Genomic DNA, 24,016 nt, shown 5'->3' on the forward strand with positions numbered 1-24,016 from the left:
CGCCGCCCCAATGTTTTTACGTCGGGCTCTGCACTGTATAATTTAGCTTGATGGCCTTCACTCCTGCCTACCTCAAACTTCCACTTTCCGAAATCAAATCGCGCGCACAACAAGCGGTTGCCTCTTTAGGCATTTGCAAAGTATGTCCGCGTGATTGTGCGGTGAATCGTTTGGAAGACAAGAAGGCAGTTTGCAAAACAGGCCGCTACGCGCGTGTTTCTTCCTACTTCCCTCATTTTGGTGAAGAGGACTGCCTGCGTGGGTGGCGCGGCTCCGGGACAATTTTTTTCAGCATGTGCAATCTGCGCTGTGTCTTTTGCCAGAACTATGATATCAGCCAGCTTGAAGTTGGCGTTGTGGCAACTCCCGAAATGCTCGCACAAATGATGATGGAGCTGCAAAAGAAAGGCTGTCATAACATCAACTTTGTCACGCCGGAACACGTAGTTCCTCAAATTCTTGAGGCCCTTCCCATCGCTATCCGGCTCGGTTTACATCTGCCGCTTGTCTACAACACTTCCGCCTATGACAGCATGGAGAGTTTGAGATGGATGGATGGAATCGTTGATATCTACATGCCGGATTTCAAATTCTTCACCGAAGAGCACGGAAAGGTTTACGCAAAGGCCAAAGACTATGCAGAAGTCGCAAAACGGACGATCAAAGAAATGCACCGGCAGGTAGGAGAATTGGAATTCGATTCGTCCGGAATGGCGATTCGTGGATTGCTGATTCGCCATCTGGTAATGCCGGGAGGTGTAGCCGATACAAAAGAAATCATGAACTACATCGTGAGTGAGATCTCACAGGATACCTACGTCAACGTGATGGCGCAATACTACCCCGCCAATAAGACGGAAAAATATCCCGAAATCCACAGAGATCTGTTCAAGACTGAATTCGAACAAGCGGTCACCGCCGCGCGCGAAGCCGGCTTGCGGCGATTAGACCAACGCTCCTTACGCGATCTTCCCTCGTTTTGAACAGAAGAACGCGAAGGCCGCAAAGATAAAATTTTAATTTCTTTGCGCTCTTTGCGATCTTCTGTTCAAATAGAGCCGTGGCAATTAATTCCGAAATCGATCGTGTTTTTGAACTGCAAAAAGCCCATTGCGACACAATCCGGAACACGTCTGCTGATCAAAGGACCGCAAAACTGCGCAGATTGCAGGACAAAATTCTCGCAAATCAAAGTCTGATCGAAACCGCTTTGCGCCAGGATCTGAGGAAAGCGCCTCAAGAAACGGGCTTGAGCGAATTGTATCCGGTGCTCAGTGAGATCAGGCACGCCTGCAAGCATTTGCAAAAATGGATGGAGCCGCGCCCGCTGAAGAATCCACTTGTCTTTTTTCGCGCTAATGCTTCTATCCGTTATGAGCCTAAAGGCATGGCCCTGATTCTTTCTCCATGGAATTATCCATTCCAGCTTGCTCTGAGCCCGGTTGTTTCGGCGATCGCTGCTGGAAACTGCGTCGTGCTCAAGCCTTCCGAAATCAGCTCTCATACATCCGGCTGCATCAAACAGATTCTTGAACAAACTTTCCCGCAAGAAGAAGTTGCCGTTTTTGAGGGAGATCACACGGTCGCAACTTTGCTGTTGGAGAAGCCTTTTCATCATGTGTTTTTTACGGGAAGCCCGGCCGTTGGAAAAATTGTGATGCAGGCAACCGCAAAACATCTTGCATCTTCAACTCTGGAACTGGGTGGGAAGTCACCGGTAATTATCGATGAAGTTTATGACCTGGAAGATGCCGCAAGAAAAATCGTTTGGGGAAAAATGATAAACGCCGGCCAGACTTGCGTCGCCCCCGATTATTTACTGGTCCCGGAGAAAAGAGAAAAACAGTTTATAGAGACTGCCAAAAAATATTTGCAACAGCTCTATAAGGATCCAAAGAACAGCCCGGATTACTGCAAGATCATTTCAGCAAAACATCAGCTGCGATTGAAAAAAATGCTCACTGTCGCAGTGGAACAGGGAGCCAGGATAGAAATCGGCGGAGAGATTGAGGAATCAAACCAGTACTTTGCTCCGACAATAGTATCGAACGTTCCTGCGGATTCGCAGATCATGGAAGAAGAAATCTTTGGTCCGATCCTTCCCGTTTTGGCCTACCGGAGTCCGGAAGACGCACTCCAACAGATCCATTCAAAGCCGCGCCCACTCGCGCTCTACATATTCAGCAACAATACTTCGTTTGTAAAAAACATTCTGGATCATACGCATTCCGGTGGAGTTTGTATTAATGATGTTGCTGTTCATTTTGCGAACGTGGAACTACCTTTTGGCGGAATCAACAACAGCGGAATCGGCAATTCGCACGGCTACTTCGGATTCAGGGCTTTTTCACATGAACGCGCCGTTTTGAAACAACCAAAGACCGGTGCTATGACCTTTTTTTATCCGCCTTATACGGAAAAGATGAAAAAGCTGATCCAATGGACCGTCAAATATTTTTGACGTGCTAAAAACCATGCATGCTATGGTAAAAGATTCAAAGATCGGAAAATATGCGGCTCTTATAGCGATTTGCCTGTTCGCTTTTGTTATAAGAGCCGCCATTCTAATGCCCCCGATCAATATCGGCTTTGACGCAAGAAAGCGCTATGTTCCACAGGCGAAGAACCTCCTGGCAGGAAATGGTTTCTCTAAAAGCACTAAGGCTCCTTACAAACCAGATACTTCGGAACACAATCCAGGCTATGCCTTCTTTCTGGCGGGTACTTTTTTGGTTAGTAATAACTCCAATTTACGCTTCGTAGCTTTCGTGCAGTTGATTCTGGAGTTATTGACCATTTATCTGACAGGGTTGATTGCTCAATTGCTTGGGCTCAATGAGCGAGCGAAGCGTATGGCAATCATCACCGCTTTGCTTTGTCCCCTGCTTGCAAGATACACTCGTGTCCTTGCTGCTGAAATCCTTGCAACTTTCTTCATCACCCTTTCACTTTATCTTGTGCTTCTGTCCATCAGGCGGGAACGCACACTTTTCTGGGTGGCTGCAGGACTCGCCTGTGCCTTTGCATGGTTTGCGCGGGCGGATCAAGTTTTGATCATCCCTTTACTGGTGCTGTCCTGTGCAATACTCTCACGTAAAATTGCCAAATCGCTACTGCTCGTTTTGACATTTTTCGCAGCCGCTTCACCGTGGATTATTAGAAACTATCAAATTGCAGGTAGATTCGCACCTGTTGGTGATCTCACCCTGAAAAGCCGATTGCCTCAGGTCAAATGGGCGAATTCCTGGATTACCGAAATGGATGATCATTACCGATACAGTCACAATTTAAAGCTTAATCCAAACATCAACTATGCAAAGCTTACCAGGCAAGAAATGCAAAAAGGCAAAATTCGTGTTTATGTTGTTGTCCCCTTCCTCCGTTTAATCAACGTTATAAAGGATGATCTACCCAAGAGTCTGTACAAAATACCGAAATGGATTCCGGATCATGTGTTTGCCTACTGCACGGTGGTTCTGGGAATTCTGGGAATCGCAATCTCCATTTACCGACGCGAATGGATTCTGCTTCTCCCATTATGCGTGATTGTTGGCCGATGTATTCTTCCGATGATGACTGCAGCGGCAATGCATTTTCGTCTTTTGGTGGAAGGTATGCCGGCTGTCTATATATTCGCGGGGATTGCCGCAAATTCCATTTATGAAACCGCAAGGAAATTCGATTTCAAACGGCCCGCTAGCAATTAGGAGACGTCCGCGTCACGTTTCTTTCTTCACAATTTTTACAGTAAAACATTTCCCTAATGCGACGGATGTGATGGCATTCAGTTCGCACAAGAGCGTTTCCTGGATAGGTTCCGGGAACTCTTGCTCTGTAAAATATTCCACAAAAGCTCTAGTAATGTCCTTTTCAAAGGTGATCCCTTTCAAAATTCGTCCATTGGACAACATATAAAGGTGGCAAACGTCTTCTCGCGGTACCATTACAAGCTGATCAAGATCTGACTCGGCGGCTTCTTTCAGAATTGTTTCAAAACACTGAAACTGTTCAGATTCCACGATGAAACTTCCCCCGCTCCACTAGACGCGAACTTTATGTCGCAAGTAAAAATTGTAACTCGCGAATTCTTCACGAATCGTATCAAACAAATGGTCCGGTAACTGCACTTCGGTTGCCGAGACATTCTGTTCGAGCTGAGCTACATTCTTCGCTCCCGGTATCGGCACTACAGGAAAGCGAAGCAAGAAGGCCAATCCGACTTGCTGAACATTATAACCCGAATCTTGCAAAATTTGTTTCAAGCGATCCACTTTTTCCAGAGCCTCGGGAAGTCGGCGGGGTGTTAGATAGTTTTGCCGGTTATCATCTTTCGGGAATTTATGGTCCTTCTGGAACTTGCCCGTTAACATGCCGGAGGCCAGTGGCACCCTGGCAATCAATCCGATTTGAGCCTGTTCCGCAAGAGGTACAAGCTCGCCGGCGGGCGCCTGATTCAGGATATTGAAGAGAATCTGCAACAAGTCCACTTTCCGGTTCTGAATCAGATGAATGCCTTCTTGCATCGTCGAAATAGATACTCCGGCGGCACGGATTTTACCTTCCTGTTTTAGTTGTTCTAGCAACCGAAAAGCTTCCTCGGCTTGCCATACTTCCGGAGGGGGATTGTGTAGTTGATAGATATCGATCGTTTCCCGGTTCAGTCGTTTCAGGCTGGCCTCGAGTCGCGTTCGAATGTGTGTCACAGAAAAGTCCTTAACGGGGCGTCCTTCTTTCCGCGCGTTTCCCACCTTTGTTGCGACTATGGAATCCGCTCCTTGCAGGCAACGACCGAGCAGCTCTTCACTATGTCCACTGCCGTAAACATCAGCCGTGTCGAAAAAATTTATGCCTAGCTCCAAAGCACGACGGATGGCTGCTTCTGACTCACGGTCGTCCACAACGCCCCAACCGACCGGGATCCCAAACAAATCCACGGGCCCGCCGATGGCCCAGCAGCCGAATCCGATCTCTGAGACGGAGATCCCAGTCCTGCCCAGTTGTCTGTATTTCACAAGCCAACTATTATACTTTCACCGCGGAGGACGCAAAGATCGCAGAGATAGACTCTGTCTTTTCCTCTCAGCGCCCTCCGCGCCCTCTGCGGTGAATATGAAAGCAGGAATTGTAGGATTTCCAAAAGTAGGAAAAACGACTCTATTTAATTTACTTACGCGTGGACATGCGGAAACCTCTCGTTTCGCGCAAGCCAAAGCTGTGAACGTCGGTGTGGCTGAAGTTCCGGATGAACGCCTCGAGAAACTACACGATCTCGTGCAGCCGAAAAAGAAAACGCTTGCGACTACAGAATTCGTAGATCTCGTGGGCGTGCAACGTGGCGAAATCAAAGGAGCTGAGTATCTATCTCATCTTCGAACCGTGGATTGCCTGTTGCATGTTGTACGAGCTTTTGAAGATGAAGAAATGGGAATTCCTCCCTCGGACCTTCATCCACAAAATGATATTCAGGATTTTAATCTGGAGCTGATTCTTGCAGATCTGGATGTGATTCATAACCGGCTGGAAAAGCTAACGATGCTCGTAAAAAAGATGAAGAATAAAGAGAACGAAGATGAGCTCGCGTTGCTGGAACAGTGTATAAAACAGCTCGAAGCCGAAAAACCGCTTCGTGAATTAGAGTTTGAGGCGCACGAAAAAAAGAGACTGCGGAGCTTCGCTTTTCTCAGCGAAAAGCCGCTGTTGCATATTGTGAATTTGAGCGAAGAGCGCTTGAACGAACGAGATCAATTTGTATCCGATGCCTTTTCGAAGAATCAGGAGATTACTTACATCTGCGGCCCTCTGGAAGAACAGATCGGGCAATTAGAAGCGGACGATAGAAAGGAATTCCTGGAGCAATATCAATTTCAGGAGACTGGGCGGGACCGCGTGATTCACACAACGTTTCATCTGCTGGATTTGATTCTCTTTTTTACAGCAGGACCGGAAGAAGTGCGCTCCTGGCCGTTGCGGCGCGGACTGAATGCGCAAAAAGCGGCCGGCACGGTTCACTCTGATATGGAGCGTGGCTTCATACGCGCCGAAGTGGTTGCCTATCCTGATTTCGTCAAAACCGGTTCCTTCACTGAGGCAAAAAAACAAGGTGTTTTCCGGCTGGAAGGAAAAGACTATGTGGTGCAAGATGGGGACATCATCACCTTCCGTTTCAACGTATGATTGAGTCGGTGGCGGGTGTCATTCTTGCGGGAGGCAAGAGCACACGCATGGGAAAAAACAAGGCCTTGCTGCCTTATCGCGACAGGTATCTAATCGATGCTCCCATCGAAATACTCAATGGTATTTTCTCCCGCGTTTTCCTGAGTGTTCGGAATCAGGATGACTTTGCTGAATACGGGCTTCCCAAAATTCCGGATTTGCATCCTGATATTGGCCCGATTGGTGGCATCACATCCATATTAAAGGCGGGCATTTCAAGAGCATTTTGCGTTGCGTGCGATATGCCCTATTTAAATGAAGCTTTCATCCAGTATCTTTGCAGCCTTTCGGATTTTGACGTCGTGATTCCGGTCTGGAAAGGGCGCGAGGAAATGTTGCACGCCGTTTATTCGGAGTCGTTGTTGGCAGGTTTTGAGGCTTCGATAGCGGCGAAAAAGTATAAGTTGCGAGATGCTCTCGGCGCTGCGCGTGTGCATTTTGTGACGGAAGAAGCAATCGGGCAATTCGATCCGTCCGGAAAGATGTTTCAGAACGTGAATACCCCGTCGGATTATGAGAAACTGTAATATTAATAAAAACCAACCGCCAAGGCGCCAAGACGTCATGAAAGAATTTTTCATTTCAGAATCTTGGCGGCTTGGCGTCTTGGCGGCTTCCTATTTATGAAAATCTTAATGATTGCGCCTGAGCCATTTTTCGAGCCACGTGGAACTCCGTTCAGTGAGTATTTCCGGATTAAGGCGCTATCGGAGCTGGGACACGAAGTGGATCTGGCGACTTATCCGCTGGGGCAAAATGTCGAGATCGCCGGGCTTAGGATTTATCGGTCGCTGCGCATTCCGGGAATTTCGTCCGTTAAAGTCGGGCCATCCATCGGAAAACTCTTCCTGGATTTCTTCCTGTTTTTCACCGTATTAAAACTACTTTTTAGAAACCGGTACGACGCCGTCCACACTCATGAAGAGGCTTGTTTCTGGGGAGCAATCCTCCGCAAATTCTGGAAAATATCACATGTCTACGACATGCATTCTTCCCTGCCTCAACAATTCAAAAACTTTGATGTGGTTCACGCGGGCTGGATCCACAAAATCATGCGGAGTTTCGAAAAATTTGCGCTCCAATCTTCGGATGCCATCATAGCAATTTGTCCTTATTTGAAAGAGCACGTTGTGGAATCCGGCGTGACGCGAAAGGTGTTCGTGATTGAAAACACTCCGCAGTCGGAAGAAATATTCCCCGGAGAAAAGATGACAGCCGGAGCAGCTCCGCAATTTCCAGGAAAGAAAGTTGTCCTTTATGCCGGCACATTTGAGCATTATCAAGGCCTGGATCTATTGCTGGAATCAACCAAACTGGTCGCCGCCAAAAGATCAAACATTCTATTTCTCCTTGTTGGCGGCAATGCGAAACTGACGCAATACTACCGGGACCTGAGTGAGAAGCTGGGCGTTGCATCGCATGTACATTTTGTCGAAAAAATTCCCGCCGCGGAAGTGCGCGATTATTTTCAGATTGCAGATGTTCTTGTATCGCCAAGAAAATCCGGAACCAATACGCCTTTGAAGATTTATTCTTATTTGCGTAGCGGCAAACCGATCGTTGCAACGAATCTTGTCACTCATACGCAGGTGTTGACGCCGGATATTTCCATCCTGACCGAGCCGAAGGCCGAAGCATTTGCGGATGGAATCATTCGAGCGATTGAAGATCCGGAAACAGCCGCAATGGTGGAACGCGCGCGCCGCGTTGCGGAAGAGAAATACAGTTACAAGGAATACATCACAAAGACAGCGCAACTGTACGAATACGTCCAGAATTTGAAGAAGCCGACTGGCCAGTTCGTAGTAGCGAATTCATTCGCTAAGAAATAGCGACTGAATTCGCTACTACAAACGGGTTATTTAGAATGGATTCCGCAAAGAACCACTACAGCTATCGTGTGTACGCAGATCCGGAGACTGCCCAATCCTTCGATCGATTGCGTTTCGGGAGCGCAATCGGAGAATTCATCAAACATACACAAGAGCAGCTAGTGTTCTCAACTTTGCCGGACGTTTCGGGATGGGAAGTGATCGATATCGGAGCGGGAACTGGCAGACTCACAATTCCATTCCTGGAAAAAGGGGCCAGGGTGACCGCTTGTGATGCTTCCGAAGAAATGCTGAAAGTGCTGCAATCAAAAATAACGAATTCAGGTTTGCAAACGAAGTTTGTAGACGCGCATAATCTGCCCTTACCCGATAATAGTTTTGATTGCGCGATTTCCTTCAGGTTGCTGATGCATGTAATCGATTGGAAGAAGGCGCTGGCGGAATTTTGCAGGGTTTCCAGGGATTGGGTTATCATCGACCTGCCACCACGCCGTGGCTTTCTCCGATTTGCTCCCTTCTTTCATTGGCTGAAGAAACCTTTTGCGAAAAACCTGCAGGCCTACAAAGTCTTGCCTCTGAAAGGAGTAGAAGAGCATTTGAGGCAACAACATTTCCAAATCGTATCGCGCGATGATGGATTCTTTTTGCCGATTTTTGCGCATCGCATTGTTCGAAGCACTCGTTTTACAAGCCTCTCCGAAAAACTGTTCAGACGTATTGGACTCACACATCTGTTCGGTTCTCCTGCCACGATTTTTGCGCGCCGCATCCGATGAAGGTAAAACCTTTCTGGTTGAAATTGGGTGCAGGAATTGCGCTTCTGGTTCTACTACTGACCTTTCAAGTCCGGCCGTCTGAAATCAGCCGCGAAATGGCAGAGAGCAACTGGCGTTGGATTTTGCTCGCTGGAGCGCTTCATATCATTGGCCTGTTGATCAGCGCTTACCGGTGGCAGCTGCTTCTCGACGCGCAAACAGTCGAAGCGCCCATTAGAGATTTGATTCAATCCTACTTGATTGGAGGTTTCTTTAATAATTTTCTTCCTACGCGCGTTGGAGGCGATATCTATCGCATGGTGGATTCAAAAAAATATAGCGGATCACTTCTGCGTCCCTTTGCGGTGATTTTCGTGGAAAGGCTTTCCGGAGTTTATGCATTGCTGCTGATCGGGATTGCGGCAGTGGCTTTTTATCCGCGCTTTCAAGAGGTGAAAGCGCTCGCGACCGCCCTGTTTGCACTCGCTATTTTGGGCTTTCTCAGCATGCTGTTGTTTTACGGGAGTGACCGCTTCGCCGAATGGTTGAAACGTATGACGGCCAAATTACCCGCACGTTTGAGTGGAAAAATGCTCTCTATGTTCGAGGCTTTCTGGTATTTTTCGCGTTCCAGGGGTGTTCTGATCGGAACGTTTCTTCTGGCTTTGCTGCTTCAGATCAATGTGATTCTTTACTACTACTTCATCGCCCGGGGCATCCAGATGCCGGTCAGTTTTCAGGAAGCCGCGATCGTGATGCCAATTTTGATTTGCATTCAACTTCTGCCGCTGACTCCGAACGGAATCGGAGTGCGCGAATTCTCTTATATTTATTTGCTGGGACCTTTCGGCGTGAGCGAAGCTCTGGCGGTTGCATTTTCTCTCTGGGACTATATCTTAACCTTCTTCTACGGTCTTATAGGCGGCATACTTTACCTCATTAAGAAATAACATGTATACGAGTATCATCATCCGTGGCGCACGGCAGCACAATCTGAAGAATCTGGATCTGGAGCTGCCACGCAATCAGCTGATCGTCATCACCGGCCTGAGTGGCAGCGGAAAATCTTCCCTCGCCTTCGATACGATTTTCGGAGAAGGACAACGCCGTTATGTTGAATCGCTCTCCGCGTACGCGCGCCAGTTCTTACAACAAATGGAAAAGCCGGACGTGGATTCCATCGAAGGGCTCTCTCCCGCGATTTCGATCGAACAGAAGACGATTACCAGAAATCCACGATCCACTGTCGCTACCGTCACCGAGATCCAGGATTACATGAGAGTCCTCTTTTCGCGGCTGGGAATCCCTTTCTGTCCAAAATGCAATATCGCCATTCAATCACAAACAATCGATCAGATCGTTGCGCAGATTCAAAATCTTCACGGAAGCAAAATTCAAGTTCTGGCGCCTATTGTTCGCGATAGGAAAGGGGAATACAGAAAAGAACTTGAGGAATTTCAAAAAAAGGGATACACGCGGGCGCGCATCGATGGCGCGATGGTTTTTTTGGAGGGTCCGGTTCGCTTAGAGCGTCACAAGATCCATACGATTGAAATCGTAATCGACCGCTTCCCGCTGGATGCCGGCGTGCAAGCTGAACGAATCCGTTCTTCGGCCGAGCTTGCCTTAAAACTCGGCAAGGGAAGCATGGTGATTTTGCACGACGAACGCGAAAAATTATTTTCAGTCAATCGTGCCTGTCCGCAATGTTCCTTCAATTTTCCTGAACTGGAACCGCGGTTTTTTTCATTCAATTCTCCTTTGGGAGCGTGTCCGGAATGTGATGGAATCGGCGAGATCAGTGAAGAGAGCCAGTATTATCGCGAAGTGGAAAAAATGGCTGAAGGTGTGTTGCTAAGCTCTACCACCACGGAAGCGGATCTCTATTATTCACCGACAAAAACCGCTCTCGCCCAGTGGCAAGTTGCGGAAGATGGTTTGCCGGAAGAAGAACAGGTTCCCTGTCCGCAATGCAAGGGAACCCGTCTGCGCCGTGAAGCGCTGTTTGTGAAAGTGAACGGACGAAACATTGCAGAAGTGATGGATTTTGCTGTGAGTGAAGCGGAAGAGCTCTTCGATTCATGGGAATTCAACGAAACAGAATCGCTCATTGCAACGCCGATCCTTCGTGAGGTTAAGGAGAAGCTTGGTTTCCTGAAAAAAGTTGGATTGGAATACGTAACGCTGGAACGCAAGATCGGAACACTGTCCAGCGGCGAAGCGCAACGGGTCCGGCTCGCCAGCCAGATCGGCGCAAAACTGAGGGGCATCCTTTATGTGCTGGATGAACCAACCATCGGGCTACATCCGCGCGACAATCAACGGTTGATCGATGCGCTGAAAACGATGAAAGAAATCGGCAACACGGTGGTCGTTGTGGAACATGACGAACAGACCATCCGTTCAGCCGACTACATGGTGGATCTCGGACCGGGCGCAGGAAAAGCAGGTGGCAATCTGGTCGCTGCAGGAAGCGTAGATCATGTCTTGCGCAATCCCGCTTCTTTGACCGGCGCTTATCTCAGCGGCACGAAGCAAATTCCTGTGCCACGAAAAAGAAGAACAGCAAATCGAGGCTATGTCGAAGTGATCGGAGCCGCGGAACACAATCTGAAAAATGTGCATGTGAAGATTCCGATTGGCCTTTTTACCGCCGTGACAGGTGTTTCCGGATCGGGAAAATCAACTCTTGTGATCGATATCCTATATAAAGCGATTGCCAAAAAGCTATACAAATCGCGCGAAGCTCCGGGCAAGCATGAAAAAATCGAAGGACTCGATCAAATCGACAAAATTATCAATATCGATCAAGCGCCGATCGGACGAACACCGCGCTCGAACCCAGCAACTTATGTGGGAATCTTCAATCACGTTCGCGAGTTCTTTGCGCAGTTGCCTGAATCACGAATTCGCGCTTACTCCCCCGGACGTTTCTCCTTTAATGTGGCTTCCGGAAGATGCGCCGAATGCCGCGGATATGGCGAAATCCGTATCTTTATGCATTTCATGCCTGATGTTTACGTGCGCTGCGAAATCTGCGGAGGCAAACGATACAACCAGCAAACGCTCGAAGTCCTGTATGAAGGAAAGAACATCGCAGATGTGCTGGAGATGACCATTTCAGAAGCGCTGGAGTTCTTTGATTTCCATCCTCAGATCAAACCGAAGCTCCAGGTCCTCGATCAAGTGGGAATGGGCTACATTCATCTGGGACAGGCGGCCACGACTCTGTCCGGCGGAGAAGCGCAAAGAATAAAACTGGCGAAGGAACTTTGCAAAAGAAGTACCGGAAAGACTCTATACATACTGGACGAACCAACAACGGGTCTGCACTTCGAAGACGTGCGCCATCTCCTGCAAATCCTTCTGAACCTTGTGGAGCTTGGAAACACTGTTGTCGTGATCGAACATAATCTCGAAGTGATTAAGTCCGCAGACCACATCATCGATCTGGGACCGGAAGGCGGAAAAGCAGGCGGACAAATCGTTGCCACAGGCACGCCGGAAAAAATTGCTCGCAGCAAAAAGTCTCTGACCGGCGGTTATCTGGCGGATCATTTGTAAACAAAGTAGCGCAGGCGTCCCGCCTGCGAAACAGCGCGCGCAGACGAGACGTCCGCGCTACAACCTTTCCATGAAAGCCAGGTCTAAGTATTTGGCATGTTGGATGATTTTCGCTACGCCCTGCGTAATCTGATCAAGAACCGCGGTTACGCAGTCGTAATCATCATCACGTTGGCCCTCGCAATTGGTGGTAGCACGGCTGTTTTCAGTGTAGTTAATGGAGTGTTGATTCGCCCCCTTCCCTACAAATCACCGGATGGACTCGTGATGGTTTGGAACCGCTACGGCAAGTTGAAGGAATCCCGCGCGCACGTGTCTCCTCCGGATTTCATGGATCGTAAAAGAGATAGCAGGACGCTTGAAAGCATGGCAGCGATCGAAGAATCGAGCTTGAATCTGATCGGACGCGGTGAGCCGGAAAGGATTCGTACAGCGAAAGTATCTTCTTCGCTGTTTCCGCTGCTGGGAGTCTCGCCTTCATATGGACGAAATTTTACTGAAGAAGAGGATCAGCCCGGAAAAAATTCGGTGGTGATCGTGAGCCACAATCTTTGGAAGCGACGCTTTGGATCCGAATCTGCGTTGATAGGAAAAACTTTGAACTTGTCTGGAAATCAGTGCGAGGTCATCGGAATCATGCCTGCCTCATTCTGGTTTCCAACACCGGACTTCGATCTGTGGATGCCGATCGCTTTCACACCGGAACAACTCTCGAATGATAATCGCGGGAGCGAATACCTTTCCATGATCGCGCGCGTGAAACCTGGGGTTAGCGAATCGCAGGTTCATGCGGAAATGAATACGATTGCGGCACGGGTCCTCCAACGGGCGCCTGAAAGGGCCGAGTTCCTGACAAACGCCGGTTGGGGCGCGATCGTCGTTCCGTTGCGGAAATCCATCATTGGGGACGTCGAGCCCGCGCTACTCGTTTTGATGGGAGCGGTGAGTTTCCTACTATCGATTGGATGCGCCAATGTCGCGAATCTCATTCTTTCACGAACCGGTGGGCGCGAAAAGGAAATCGCGATCCGCGCAGTGCTTGGCGCCGATCGAATCAGTCTTGTGCGTTTGTTGTTCGTGGAATCCTTGTTGCTTGCAATCGCCGGCGGAATGATCGGTTTGCTGCTGGCGTACTGGAGCACCATGTTGCTTCCCGCAATCGCGCCGGAAACACTTCCGAGATTGAGCGAGATCGCAATCGATGGCACAGTTCTGACTTTCTCTTTTGTTGTATCTTTGCTTGCCGGGGCGATGATCGGAATTGTCCCCGCAATGCGAGTGTCTCTGTTTCATCCTTATCAATCTTTGAAACTGGAAGGCACAAGCACACCGCCCAAATCGATTCACCGGTTTAGAAGCATTCTGGTCATTCTGGAAATAGCAATGGCGCTCGTGCTGGCGACCGGAGCCGCGTTGTTAATGAAAAGTTTTGGGCGCTTGATTTCGATTGATCCGGGATTTCAAACAAGAAATCGTTTGACCTTTACCCTGGCCTTGCCGCCGGCGCAGTACCAGGACGAATCGCGCACTATCAATTTTTACCAACAGTTGCGCCACGAGATCGAAAGATTGCCCGGAGTGCAGTCGGCCGGCGCGAATGCTAGTCTTCCAATTGCGAATCACAACTGGACTGCTACATTTTCTGTGCAAGACAAACCGATCCAGCCCGGTGAGCCTGCGTACGGTTTTGAATACCGTTTCGTCACACCGAACTATTTTCGCGCGATGGGAATGCCCTTTCGCAGCGGCCGTGACTTCAGCGATCGTGACACGACAGAAACAACTCGAGTTGCAATTATAGATGTAAATCTAGCGAACCTTTTTTGGCCAAATCAGAATCCGCTCGGCAAGCGGATCGCTTTCGGCAATTCCCCGAGAAGCGCCCGCTGGCGTGAAGTGGTCGGGATCGTAGGACACGTAAAGAACGCGGGGCTGAAGGAGGAAGGTGGCGAGCAGATCTATTTTCCGCATTCACAGATTGGCGAACTCACAATGTCCTTCGTAATCCACGCAACGTCCGATACGACTGCGCTGATCGGTTTGATCAGAAGTCGAATTAAGTCGCTCGATCCGAATCTACCGATTTACCAGATTACAACGATGGATCAAATTCTTTCAGGTTCGATTGCACAGCCAAGATTCACAATGCTCCTGTTTGTCCTGTTCGCAACAACTGCGCTGGCCCTGTCGGCAGTAGGAATCTACGGCGTCCTATCTTACTCAGTTACGCAAAGGAGGAAGGAAATTGGAATCCGAATGGCGCTCGGAGCAAAACGGGAAAACATCCTTATGATGATCCTTCGGCAAAGCCTGCTGCTTGCTTGCGCCGGACTGATCACGGGAACTCTTGCATCCCTCGCGTTATCCCGGTACCTTGCCGGCCTTCTGTTCAAACTCGAGCCAGTGGACCCGATGATTTACGCAGCCACCGCAGGCATTGCGATGATCGTTGCCCTTCTTGCCACTTCGCTGCCGGCAAAAAGAGCCGCTTCGATAGATCCACTATTCACTCTAAGAGGCGAGTAAACAAAGTAGCGTGGGCGTCACGCCTGCGATTCTAATAGTTGGAGCGAGGTCCGCGTCGATTGGAATCGGAACGACGACCACGATACTCACGATCACGATCCTGTGAGCGAGGCCTGTACTCACCTTCGCGGCGAGGGCGTTCTGGTTCCCTTTCCCGGCGACCTTCGTTGTAACCGGGTGGCGGTGTCGCTTGCGCAAATTCCTTGTGGCTGAGCCGGATTTTTCCGTCATCTCCAATCTCAATCACTCGAACCATCAATTCCTGTCCTTCCGTCACCAGATCTCGAACTTCATGCACACGATAAGGCGCCATCTCGGAAACATGTAGGAGTCCCACGGTGCCTGGAATGATCTCCACAAAAGCGCCATATTCAGCAATACGCTGGACCTTTCCAAGATAGGTGCGGCCTTTCTCAGCGGTTGCAGTGATCCCTTCAATAATCTGTTGAGCTTTCTTGGCAGCGGATTCATCAGCGCTGGCGATGGTGACAGTTCCATCATCCTGCACATCGATCTTCACGCCGGTTTGCTCGATGATTCCACGAATCACTTTGCCGCCCGGTCCGATGACTTCGCGAATCTTATCCGTAGGAATCTTCATCGTGATGAGTCTCGGCGCAAAACTGGAAATCTCCGAACGATGTTCAGGAAGCACCTGCAGCATCTTATCCAAAATAAACAGGCGAGCTTCTTTCGCCTGATTCAAAGCCTGATGCATGATATTCGCGGACAATCCTTCCAGCTTCACATCCATTTGAAGAGCTGTAATGCCCTCTCTTGTACCAGCAACTTTAAAATCCATATCTCCGGTGTGATCTTCTTCTCCTGCAATATCGGTCAAAATGGAATAGCGTTCCCCTTCCATGATTAGCCCCATTGCAACACCGGCGGCAGGAGACTTCAACGGCACACCCGCATCCATCAATGCAAGCACACCGCCGCAGACCGTGGCCATCGAAGAGGAGCCGTTTGATTCCAGAATGTCCGAAACAAGCCGGATGGTGTAAGGAAACGTTGTTTCATCAGGCAACAAAGTGCGAATCGCTTTGTCAGCAAGCGCTCCATGCCCGATCTCACGCCTGGAGGGCGCGCGCAAAAACCCGACTTCGGCAACAGAGAATGGAGGAAAATTGTAGTGCAGCATGAAACGTCTTTTGCTTTCCCCCTCCAATTCATCAATGATCTGAGCGTCTTCCGATGTTCCAAGGGTCACGGTGGCAAGAGCCTGAGTTTCACCCCTGGTAAACAATGCCGATCCGTGCGTTCGAGGCAAAAGCCCGACCTGAATATCAATCGGCCGGACTTCGTTGGCCGCGCGACCGTCTGATCTTTGTCCTTGTAGAATCTGGTTCCGCACGAGTTCTTCTTTTACCTTATGAAATGATTTCTCGGTCGATTCCCGTTTCTCTTCCTCTTCCTCAGGAATCTCGGATAGGATGCTCTCCTCTAATTCCTTCAGCGCCTGCCGTGAGGCAAGTTTCCCCGAAACGTTCAACGCGGAAAGAATCGCAGCCCCATGACGGAACCGGATGTCATCTACGATGTCGGTCGGATATTCAACCGGCGGCACAGCGTTTTTCGTATAAGGCTGACTGTTGAAGAGTTGTTTGATCGCACTGATGATTTTCTTGATCGCTTCATGACCGAACATGATCGCTTCAATCATTTTTTCTTCGGGCATTTCACGAGCCAGAGCCTCAACCATCACGATCGCCGTTTCAGTACCGGCCACAACGATTTCAAGTGAGCTTTGAGTCTGTTGCTGATTCGTTGGATTTAAGACCAGTTGATTGTCAATCAAACCCACACGAACTCCTGCGATCGGACTGTTGAAAGGACTCTTGGACAGGTACAGAGCAGCGGATGCTCCCACCAAACCTAAAACATCCGGGTCATTCTCTTGATCGGCGGAAAGGACGGATGCGATTACCTGGGTTTCATTGTAGTAGCCCTCCGGGAAAAGTGGACGGATTGAACGATCAATCAACCGCGAGGTCAAAACTTCTTTTTCGGTTGGTTTGCCTTCCCGTTTGAAAAAACCGCCGGGAATCTTACCTGCGGCATAAGTGTATTCTCTGTAATCAACTGTTAAGGGGAAAAAATCACCACCCTCTCTGGGGTTGTCATCAAAACATGCTGTGACCAGCACGATGGTATCTCCGTACTGGATGAGCACAGAACCGTTTGCCTGTTTGGCGAGACGTCCTGTCTCGATTTTCATGATCCGGTCGCCTACCGGGATTTCTACTCGGCGTTCCATATTTTCTAAACCTCCGTTTTGGAAAACCACAGACAAACGCAGATGAAATCAGTGCTGAGCACGGAGTGCTGAGTGCTGAGCTCATTCGTGTTCATCTGTGGTAATTGATATTTGCAATTCGCTACACGTATCGCGGGGGAGCGGTTTCGCGTCCGGGAAATAGGAAGTCTACTTACGAATGTTAAGCTTTTTGAGGATAGCCTTGTACCGCTTGGCGTCTTCATCCTTGAGGAAATCAAGAAGACGGCGGCGCTTGCTGACCATTTTCAATAGCCCCCGACGGGAATGATGGTCCTTCGCGTGGCCTTTGAAGTGCTCGGTTAGCGAGTTAATCCGTTCGGTCAGGATGGCTATCTGTACTTCCGGGGAGCCCGTATCAGACGGGTGGGTTTGGTACGAGCTGATAATCTCGGTCTTACGCTCTTTCGTCAACACGAAACGTTATACTCCTTCTTTCTTTTTTGGAAACACGTATTATATAGAAGCTGTTTACAATTAGCAACAACAAGCACCATGCCTTCTCTCTTCGTGAAACTGCCCAATTGGATGGGAGATATTCTGTTTGCATACGACCTGCTTTTCAGCCTTTCGTGTCATTTCGACAGGATCGGACTCTGTACTTCGATTCAACATTCTGACCTTTTCTCGATTTTTCCGGTTCCCAATGCCGAGGTGATCGCCTACCCTGCGGAAAGCTGGCCACACTGGGACCCTGAAACAATCCAGAAAATCGAGCATTTTCAGGCAGATGGGGGACTCGTGCTACCAAACTCAATTGGTTCTGCCCTTGCCTTGCGGTGGGCAGGTGTATCTCCACTATATGGTTACGACTATGAGCATCGTGGATTCTTGCTCCGAAAATCATTGAAGCCCCCGACACATCGAATGCATCAATCGGAATACTTCCTGGAGTTACTGAAACTATTTGACATTGCTCCAGCTCGTTATCCGGCTTTACCGAACTGCAAGCGTGAATCGCTCGCCATCCTCCATCCGGGAGCGTCGAAAAAAGAAAGAGCATGGCATCTCGATCGTTTTGTTGAGATCGGACGGAAACTGAAAGAGGAAGGCCTTGCGGTGATGTTTGTCTCGGGGGAAGAACTGCATCTGAATGGATTTTCTCTGACTATCAAACCATCACTGGGCGAGTTTGCCGAATTGCTAAAAAGATGCGCACTTTTCATTGGGAACGATTCAGGGCCTCTTCACCTTGCGCAGCAATGCGGAGCACCTGTGATCGGAATCTATGGGCCGGGAGATCCTAGTATTACCGGGCTCCGGTCATTGTCGACGGGCCGGGTCATCTATCACTCATTCCCTTGCTCTCCTTGCAGGCAACGATTCTTTGTTGAATGTGAACCATCGTCCAATCAAAAACCTTTTTGCATTGAAACGATTACGGTTGAGGAAGTGTGGAAGATGGTCAAAACAATTCTGAAGGACGGCATCGAATACCGTCCTCCAGAAACAGAACTTAGGACTTGATCGTGATTTTGCGTGGCTTTGCGGACTCAGCTTTCGGCAGAGAAATCTCAAGAACGCCATCTTTGAAAGTCGCAGTGATTTTGTCTGTATCAACATTCGTTGGCAGCACAAAACTGCGAGTGAAGTTGCCATAGAAGCGTTCGACGCGATGATACTTTGCCTTATCAACTTCTTCGAATTTTCTTTCACCGCGAATTGTGAGCGTGTTGCTGTCCGTGAGCTGAATATCAAGGTTTTCCCGGCTCATTCCAGGAAGATCCAAATGGATCTTCACCTGATCTTCAGTTTCATGAATGTCTGAAGTGGGTACCCATGTCTGCGGTCTGCCTACATTGAAGACCTGGTCATCAAACAAACGAGAAACTAAGTCATTGAATTCAGGAAACATGTCGATACTTCTGAATGGTCTATATCTTTCCAATCCAACCATTGTTTTTCCTCCAGTATTTGAATGTTTAGGTTTACTGTGAAAAATATAATTCTGGCTTTATGGTCTGTCAAGCATAAAATCTTAGTTATTTACACTCAAGTTGTAAATGATTCAAAATAAAGATAAAGTAGGGGGTATGGCGAAAAGGGTAGTCCTGGTCACAGGAGGCGCTCGAGGGATCGGCGCTGCAATCTGTCGACTGTTCGCGAGCAGAGACTATGACATTCTTTTCACCTACAACCGTTCTGCAGAATCGTCCAAGGAGCTCAAAGGATCCTTATCCGACCTGTGCCACGTCGAGAATCTGCAAGTGGACGTTAGCCAGTACGACGACGTGACCCGTCTCTTTGGGTTTTGCACAGCAAAGTTTGGACGCCTCGATGTACTCGTCAATTGCGCTTCTCATTCCTCGTCGAGCGGTTGGGACATAGAACCCCGGCAAATCGACTGGAACGAATGGCAAAAGACCATGGACACTGACGTTAAAGGAACCATGCTTTGCAGCCACACTGCCTTTGAATTGATGGGTGAACGAGGGGGGAAAATCATCAATTTTTCCTCGAGCGCCGCCCTTTATGGGGATGCTCATACCTATTTTTATACGGCGGCGAAGAGTGCCGTTGTAGGAATTACCCGAACCATGGCCAGGCTGTTTGCACCAACAGTTCAGGTAAACTGCGTTGCGCCAGGTTCCATCGCCACTGATTGGATCACAAAGTGGAAACTGACCAGTGAGGATCTAGCAGCAATTTCGAACGAAAGCCCTTCCGGACGGATCGGAAAACCGGAAGAGGTTGCTGAGTTGGTTGCGTTTCTGGCTTCACCGGAATGCACTTATATGACAGGACAAACTTTTGTGATTGATGGTGGAATTTACATGCCATAACAATCTTGGATCGTAATCATGATCTTAATCGCAATCTAAATCGTTGTTCGTAATGCTTTGATGATGGATGATAGACGATCAAGACAACGATCAGGATTAAGATGACGATTATGATCCACGATTACTCTTGCGCGCTTGTTCTGCTGTCCGGCGGGCTCGATTCAGGGGCCGCTCTTGCGTGGGCTCAAAATCGTTTCCAACAAATCAAAGCGATCTCCTATCATTATTACCTGCGCCCTTTTCGCGAGCGGCTTGCCGTGCTCCGTTTGCTTCAACATTTTCCTGCTGATTTAATCGAAGTGCCGCTTCCGTTTCTGAAAGAGGCAGCGGACTTTGTTTCAAAATTTTCCAGCAAAGCTCCGGAAGGCTACATCTCCAACCGAAACATGATTTTTTATTCGATCGCCATCTATTTTGCTGAAATGCACCAATGCACAGCAATTGTGGGCGGTCATACCGCGGAAGACCAGGATGCCTTTCCTGATGCAGGTTCCCGCTTTGTTCAGGCGTTACAGGATCTCGCAAATCAGGCGTTGCAAATCCGCAAAGTGCAAATCGAATTGCCGCTTGCAGGCTACACGAAACTGCAGGTGCTTGAAAAGGCGATTGAATGGAAAGTTCCACTGAACTTCACATGGAGTTGTTACTGGAATCAAACGGAGCCCTGCGGTATCTGTATTAGCTGCACAGAAAGAGCCGAAGCTTTCCGTCAGTTAGGAATGAACGACCCGTTGTGTACGACCTGATTGTAATCGGCGGCGGGATGTCCGGAATTTCCGTTGCACACTTTTTTCACGATCAAAACATTCTTCTTCTGGAAAAGGGAGATTTGCTCGCCGGCGCCACCGGCAAAAATGCCGGTTTTCTGATCGCAGGATTTGGGGAGCATTTTTCCCGCACCGCAAAAAGGTGGGGTTCACAGCGCGCGTCGGAAATTCAGCGAATCCATCTGTCTTCTCACCAAAGAATACGCGAACTTACTAATACTGTCGAACCTACGGGAAGTTTTACGATCGGACTGATGGAACAAGAGGTTCAGGAGCTTCGCGCAAGCTATACACTCATGCGCGCGGAAGGATTTCCGGTCGAATGGCTGGATGCAGTACCTGCCGGACTCCGGGAGGATCGACCGGGAATCTTCAACCCGGCGGACGGTCTCATTGATTCAGGAACTTTCTGGAGTGAACTGGCCCGCAATTTTCCAGTCAAAACGGGAAGCCCGGTAATCCAGGTCGTTGATGAATCCGATTCATTGCTTGTTTTGACATCGATGGAAGAGTTTCGCGCTCGCAAAGTTGTGTACTGTCTGAACGCATTCGCAGGCGAATTGGTTCCGGAGCTCAAGGGCAAATTTATTCCGCTGCGCGGCCAGATGCTGGAATTGGAAATCCTCGATCAACCGCCTTGCGCGCAGCCGGTCATTGCCCAATACGGCGATATCTACTGGAACTTTACGTCGAATAATCTTCGTTTCGGAGGTTTGGAATCCAGTGTCCCGGAGGAGGAAACGGGAATCGCCACCTCCGTTTCCGAAGAAATTTTGGAGCAACAAATAAGATGGATTCGGGAGAATCTGCACGTGCGGCATTCAGAACATCCATTAAGAACATGGTATGGAACCATGGCGATCACTTTGGATGGATTTCCGTTTGTTGGGCCGCTGCTGGAAAGACGAAATCAGTTTGTGCTCTCAGGGATGTGTGGCCTCGGGCATAGCTATGCGCTGGAATGTGCATCGTGGCTTTACGAGCTCATTGTGCATGACAAAGCCGTAATTCCGCATTATTTTTCGAGTGATAGAATAAGAAATCTACCCGATTACACCGGCGGAGATTGGAGGACCCTTTATGAAGCTTGGAATCACTGAATATATCGATTGTGCTCATCATCTTCCTGGCCATGATAAGTGTGGACGTCTGCATGGTCATACTTATACGATCGATGTGGTGATTGAAGGCGAGAAAAGAGGGGGAATGATTTTGGATTTTGCAGACCTGAAATCCATCGTGCGCGGAGTGCTTGCAGAGTATGATCACCGCGATTTCAACGATTATCTTGATTATCCGTCCGTGGAAAATATTTGTGAGCTTCTGGCAGAAAAGATTTTAGGAAAGTTGCCGTATCGATTCACAATCCGGGTCTGGGAAGGACATGGAAAATACGCGGAGCTGACAACGGCCTGAATGTGTCAGCCCGCACCACATCAGAGGGGAGTCAAAATTGAGCCCTAAATGGCGGAAGCGTGTCATCATACTTGTGATTCTCATTGCGGCCGGACTCGGACTTCGATTCACATTATTTCGACCGAAGCCGGTGGAAATTTCTGCGTACAAAGTAGAAAAAGGGAAAGTGGAAGAAACGGTCACCAACAGCAAAGCCGGAACCGTGAAAGTTCGTAAACGGGCAAAACTCAGTCCTGAATTGGGTGGCCGGGTTGTCTATCTTGGCGCGCGGGAAGGAGAGACAGTGAAGACCGGACAGCTATTACTGCAGCTGGAGGATTCCGATTTAAAAGCGTTGCTTTCACTGGCCGAACGAGCCGCTCAGTCCGCGCGATCCACGATGAAGGAAGCGTGTGTCGCTGCAGATTGGGCGGGACGCGAGCTGGAACGGAACCGCTCGTTGCATCAGCAGGGAATCGTTTCGGTGGCAATCTTGGATCAGGCGAACGAAAATTATGATGCGGCAAAAGCGCGATGCGATGCTGCAAAATCGGAAGTGAAGCGCGCCGAAGCTTCGATTGCAGTTGCGCGAGCAAATCTGAAAAAGACGGAGCTGCGCGCGCCTTTCGATGGAATCATTGCGCAGGTTTCCACTGAAGTCGGCGAATACATCAGTCCTTCGCCTCCCGGCGTTCCGATTCCTCCCGTTCTTGACATTCTAGATAATTCCGGCGTTTATGTGGAAGCCCCCATGGATGAAACGGATGCCGGCCGGCTACGAATCAGTTTGCCGGCCCGGATCAGTTTGGATCCCTATCCGGATAAAACATTTCACGGAAAACTGACGCGTATCGCTCCGTTTGTTCAGGATATCGAAGGACAAAACCGCACAGTGGATGTGGAAGCGGAATTTGAAGATAAGGATTTTGGTCACACGGTGCTTCCGGGAACTTCGGCGGATTTGGAAGTAATTCTAAACGCGCACGAAAATGTATTGCGGATTCCTGCTTACGCGCTGATGGAAGGAAACAAAGTTCTCGTCGTGCAAGAAGGAAAGCTGCTTGCCCGCCCGGTGAAAACCGGTTTGCGCAACTGGGAATATGTAGAAGTCCTCGATGGGCTCAAAGCAGGAGAGCAGATCGCGATGTCGCTGGACCTCGCGCAGGTTACGGAAGGCGCGGAGGTGAAGGTCACGCAAGAGGGAAAAAAGTGATCCAGCTCAAAAATATTTCTCGCGAATTTCAGGTGGGAGATGAAACGGTTCACGCGCTGCGGAACGTCAATCTGGAAATTGAAGCGGGCGATCATGTTGCCTTGATGGGGCCATCCGGTTCTGGAAAATCGACTCTTCTAAACGTGATCGGATGTCTGGATCGCCCCAGCACTGGTACGTATATATTAGAAGGAAAAGATGTGACGCATATGGAGGAAACTGAGCTTTCCCTGATCCGGCGTCATCGCATCGGTTTTGTTTTTCAATTCTTTCATCTGGTGCCGCGGCTCGATGCCGCAGGTAATGTGGAGCTTCCGATGATTTTTGCGGGAGTGCCGCGCGAAGAACGCAAGAAACGTGTGGAGAAAGCGCTGGAAAGTGTAGGTTTGTCACATCGTTCGAAACACCGCCCGAACCAGTTGTCCGGAGGAGAAAGACAGCGCACCGCCATCGCGCGCGCTGTTGTGATGGGACCTTCGATACTTCTGGCGGATGAGCCCACCGGCAATCTTGATTCCCACTCGGGACAGGAAATCGTTGAGCTGATTGAAGGCATGAATCGCGCGGGATTAACGCTCATTGTTGTGACTCACGATCCAGCGATCGGAGAACGCGCGCGACGCGTGATCCGCATGCATGATGGTGAGATTGAGCTAAGTAGCGCGGGCGTCTCGCCTGCGTAAGCTCTAG

At 49.3% G+C, this 24,016-nt stretch carries 22 protein-coding genes; 17 read left to right on the top strand and 5 right to left on the bottom strand.

Features of this window, described 5'->3' with window-relative positions; all coding sequences use genetic code 11:
• Positions 1-50: 50 nt before the first annotated feature.
• The 3 genes from L0156_17305 (at position 51) to L0156_17315 (ending at position 3,707) form a co-directional block, all read left to right on the top strand.
• Entirely contained in the window at positions 51-983 is a 933-nt protein-coding gene (locus L0156_17305; GenBank protein MCI0604747.1) for a radical SAM protein, read from the top strand.
• 77 nt (positions 984-1,060) lie between these two features.
• Positions 1,061-2,461 (top strand): aldehyde dehydrogenase family protein, encoded by a 1,401-nt coding sequence (locus L0156_17310; protein MCI0604748.1) that lies wholly within the window; start codon positions 1,061-1,063, stop codon positions 2,459-2,461.
• A 22-nt stretch (positions 2,462-2,483) separates the two neighbouring features.
• Positions 2,484-3,707 (top strand): glycosyltransferase family 39 protein, encoded by a 1,224-nt coding sequence (locus tag L0156_17315; protein MCI0604749.1) that lies wholly within the window; start codon positions 2,484-2,486, stop codon positions 3,705-3,707.
• Positions 3,708-3,719: 12 nt separating this feature from the next.
• On the opposite strand, the gene L0156_17320 is transcribed toward L0156_17315, so the two are convergent.
• Together L0156_17320 and L0156_17325 are read right to left on the bottom strand one after the other, a co-directional pair.
• Entirely contained in the window at positions 3,720-4,019 is a 300-nt protein-coding gene (locus tag L0156_17320) for a hypothetical protein (GenBank protein MCI0604750.1), read from the bottom strand.
• Between the two features lie 21 nt (positions 4,020-4,040).
• The gene (locus tag L0156_17325) at positions 4,041-5,012 is read right to left on the bottom strand and encodes an aldo/keto reductase (GenBank protein ID MCI0604751.1); all 972 of its coding nucleotides are present in this window, start codon (positions 5,010-5,012) and stop codon (positions 4,041-4,043) included.
• A 97-nt stretch (positions 5,013-5,109) separates the two neighbouring features.
• On the opposite strand from L0156_17325, the gene ychF reads away from it, so the two are divergent.
• The 7 genes from ychF to L0156_17360 all read left to right on the top strand — a co-directional run bounded on the left by ychF (position 5,110) and on the right by L0156_17360 (position 14,890).
• The gene (gene ychF / locus L0156_17330) at positions 5,110-6,174 is read left to right on the top strand and encodes a redox-regulated ATPase YchF (protein ID MCI0604752.1); all 1,065 of its coding nucleotides are present in this window, start codon (positions 5,110-5,112) and stop codon (positions 6,172-6,174) included.
• Complete coding sequence (locus L0156_17335; protein MCI0604753.1) at positions 6,171-6,740, top strand: molybdenum cofactor guanylyltransferase; 570 nt, start codon at positions 6,171-6,173, stop codon at positions 6,738-6,740. The genes ychF and L0156_17335 overlap by 4 nt, the downstream gene beginning before the upstream one ends.
• Before the next feature lie 96 nt (positions 6,741-6,836).
• Positions 6,837-8,045 (top strand): glycosyltransferase family 4 protein, encoded by a 1,209-nt coding sequence (locus tag L0156_17340; GenBank protein ID MCI0604754.1) that lies wholly within the window; start codon positions 6,837-6,839, stop codon positions 8,043-8,045.
• A 35-nt stretch (positions 8,046-8,080) separates the two neighbouring features.
• Entirely contained in the window at positions 8,081-8,821 is a 741-nt protein-coding gene (locus L0156_17345) for a class I SAM-dependent methyltransferase (protein MCI0604755.1), read from the top strand.
• Positions 8,818-9,750 carry a flippase-like domain-containing protein gene (locus L0156_17350; GenBank protein ID MCI0604756.1) on the top strand — a complete coding sequence of 311 codons (933 nt, stop codon included), beginning with the start codon at positions 8,818-8,820 and terminating at the stop codon, positions 9,748-9,750. Before L0156_17345 ends, L0156_17350 begins: the two co-directional genes overlap by 4 nt.
• Position 9,751: 1 nt before the next feature.
• Complete coding sequence (gene uvrA, locus L0156_17355) at positions 9,752-12,364, top strand: excinuclease ABC subunit UvrA (GenBank protein ID MCI0604757.1); 2,613 nt, start codon at positions 9,752-9,754, stop codon at positions 12,362-12,364.
• Positions 12,365-12,460: 96 nt separating this feature from the next.
• Positions 12,461-14,890: an ABC transporter permease gene (locus tag L0156_17360; GenBank protein MCI0604758.1), complete on the top strand. Its 2,430-nt coding sequence runs from the start codon at positions 12,461-12,463 to the stop codon at positions 14,888-14,890.
• A 31-nt stretch (positions 14,891-14,921) separates the two neighbouring features.
• Here the strand turns inward: L0156_17360 and pnp are convergent, their stop codons facing one another.
• Together pnp and rpsO are read right to left on the bottom strand one after the other, a co-directional pair.
• Positions 14,922-17,150: a polyribonucleotide nucleotidyltransferase gene (pnp, locus tag L0156_17365; protein ID MCI0604759.1), complete on the bottom strand. Its 2,229-nt coding sequence runs from the start codon at positions 17,148-17,150 to the stop codon at positions 14,922-14,924.
• A 168-nt stretch (positions 17,151-17,318) separates the two neighbouring features.
• Entirely contained in the window at positions 17,319-17,585 is a 267-nt protein-coding gene (gene rpsO / locus L0156_17370; GenBank protein MCI0604760.1) for a 30S ribosomal protein S15, read from the bottom strand.
• Between the two features lie 78 nt (positions 17,586-17,663).
• Between rpsO and L0156_17375 the strand changes: the two genes are divergently transcribed.
• Positions 17,664-18,635 (top strand): glycosyltransferase family 9 protein, encoded by a 972-nt coding sequence (locus L0156_17375; GenBank protein MCI0604761.1) that lies wholly within the window; start codon positions 17,664-17,666, stop codon positions 18,633-18,635.
• On the opposite strand, the gene L0156_17380 is transcribed toward L0156_17375, so the two are convergent.
• A complete protein-coding gene (locus L0156_17380) occupies positions 18,625-19,065 on the bottom strand; it encodes an Hsp20/alpha crystallin family protein (protein ID MCI0604762.1) in 441 nt (146 codons plus the stop codon). The two genes, L0156_17375 and L0156_17380, sit on opposite strands and share 11 nt — an antisense overlap.
• Before the next feature lie 136 nt (positions 19,066-19,201).
• On the opposite strand from L0156_17380, the gene L0156_17385 reads away from it, so the two are divergent.
• The 6 genes from L0156_17385 (at position 19,202) to L0156_17410 (ending at position 24,009) form a co-directional block, all read left to right on the top strand.
• Positions 19,202-19,951 (top strand): SDR family oxidoreductase, encoded by a 750-nt coding sequence (locus L0156_17385; GenBank protein MCI0604763.1) that lies wholly within the window; start codon positions 19,202-19,204, stop codon positions 19,949-19,951.
• 101 nt (positions 19,952-20,052) lie between these two features.
• Positions 20,053-20,697, top strand: a complete 645-nt coding sequence (locus L0156_17390) for a 7-cyano-7-deazaguanine synthase (GenBank protein MCI0604764.1) — start codon at positions 20,053-20,055, stop codon at positions 20,695-20,697.
• A complete protein-coding gene (locus tag L0156_17395) occupies positions 20,685-21,818 on the top strand; it encodes an FAD-binding oxidoreductase (protein MCI0604765.1) in 1,134 nt (377 codons plus the stop codon). The genes L0156_17390 and L0156_17395 overlap by 13 nt, the downstream gene beginning before the upstream one ends.
• A complete protein-coding gene (locus L0156_17400; protein MCI0604766.1) occupies positions 21,799-22,134 on the top strand; it encodes a 6-carboxytetrahydropterin synthase in 336 nt (111 codons plus the stop codon). The genes L0156_17395 and L0156_17400 overlap by 20 nt, the downstream gene beginning before the upstream one ends.
• A 37-nt stretch (positions 22,135-22,171) precedes the next feature.
• Entirely contained in the window at positions 22,172-23,326 is a 1,155-nt protein-coding gene (locus L0156_17405) for an efflux RND transporter periplasmic adaptor subunit (protein MCI0604767.1), read from the top strand.
• The gene (locus tag L0156_17410; protein MCI0604768.1) at positions 23,323-24,009 is read left to right on the top strand and encodes an ABC transporter ATP-binding protein; all 687 of its coding nucleotides are present in this window, start codon (positions 23,323-23,325) and stop codon (positions 24,007-24,009) included. The genes L0156_17405 and L0156_17410 overlap by 4 nt, the downstream gene beginning before the upstream one ends.
• Positions 24,010-24,016 lie beyond the last annotated feature (7 nt).

Source organism: bacterium (assembly GCA_022616075.1).
Lineage (GTDB): Bacteria > Acidobacteriota > HRBIN11 > JAKEFK01 > JAKEFK01 > JAKEFK01.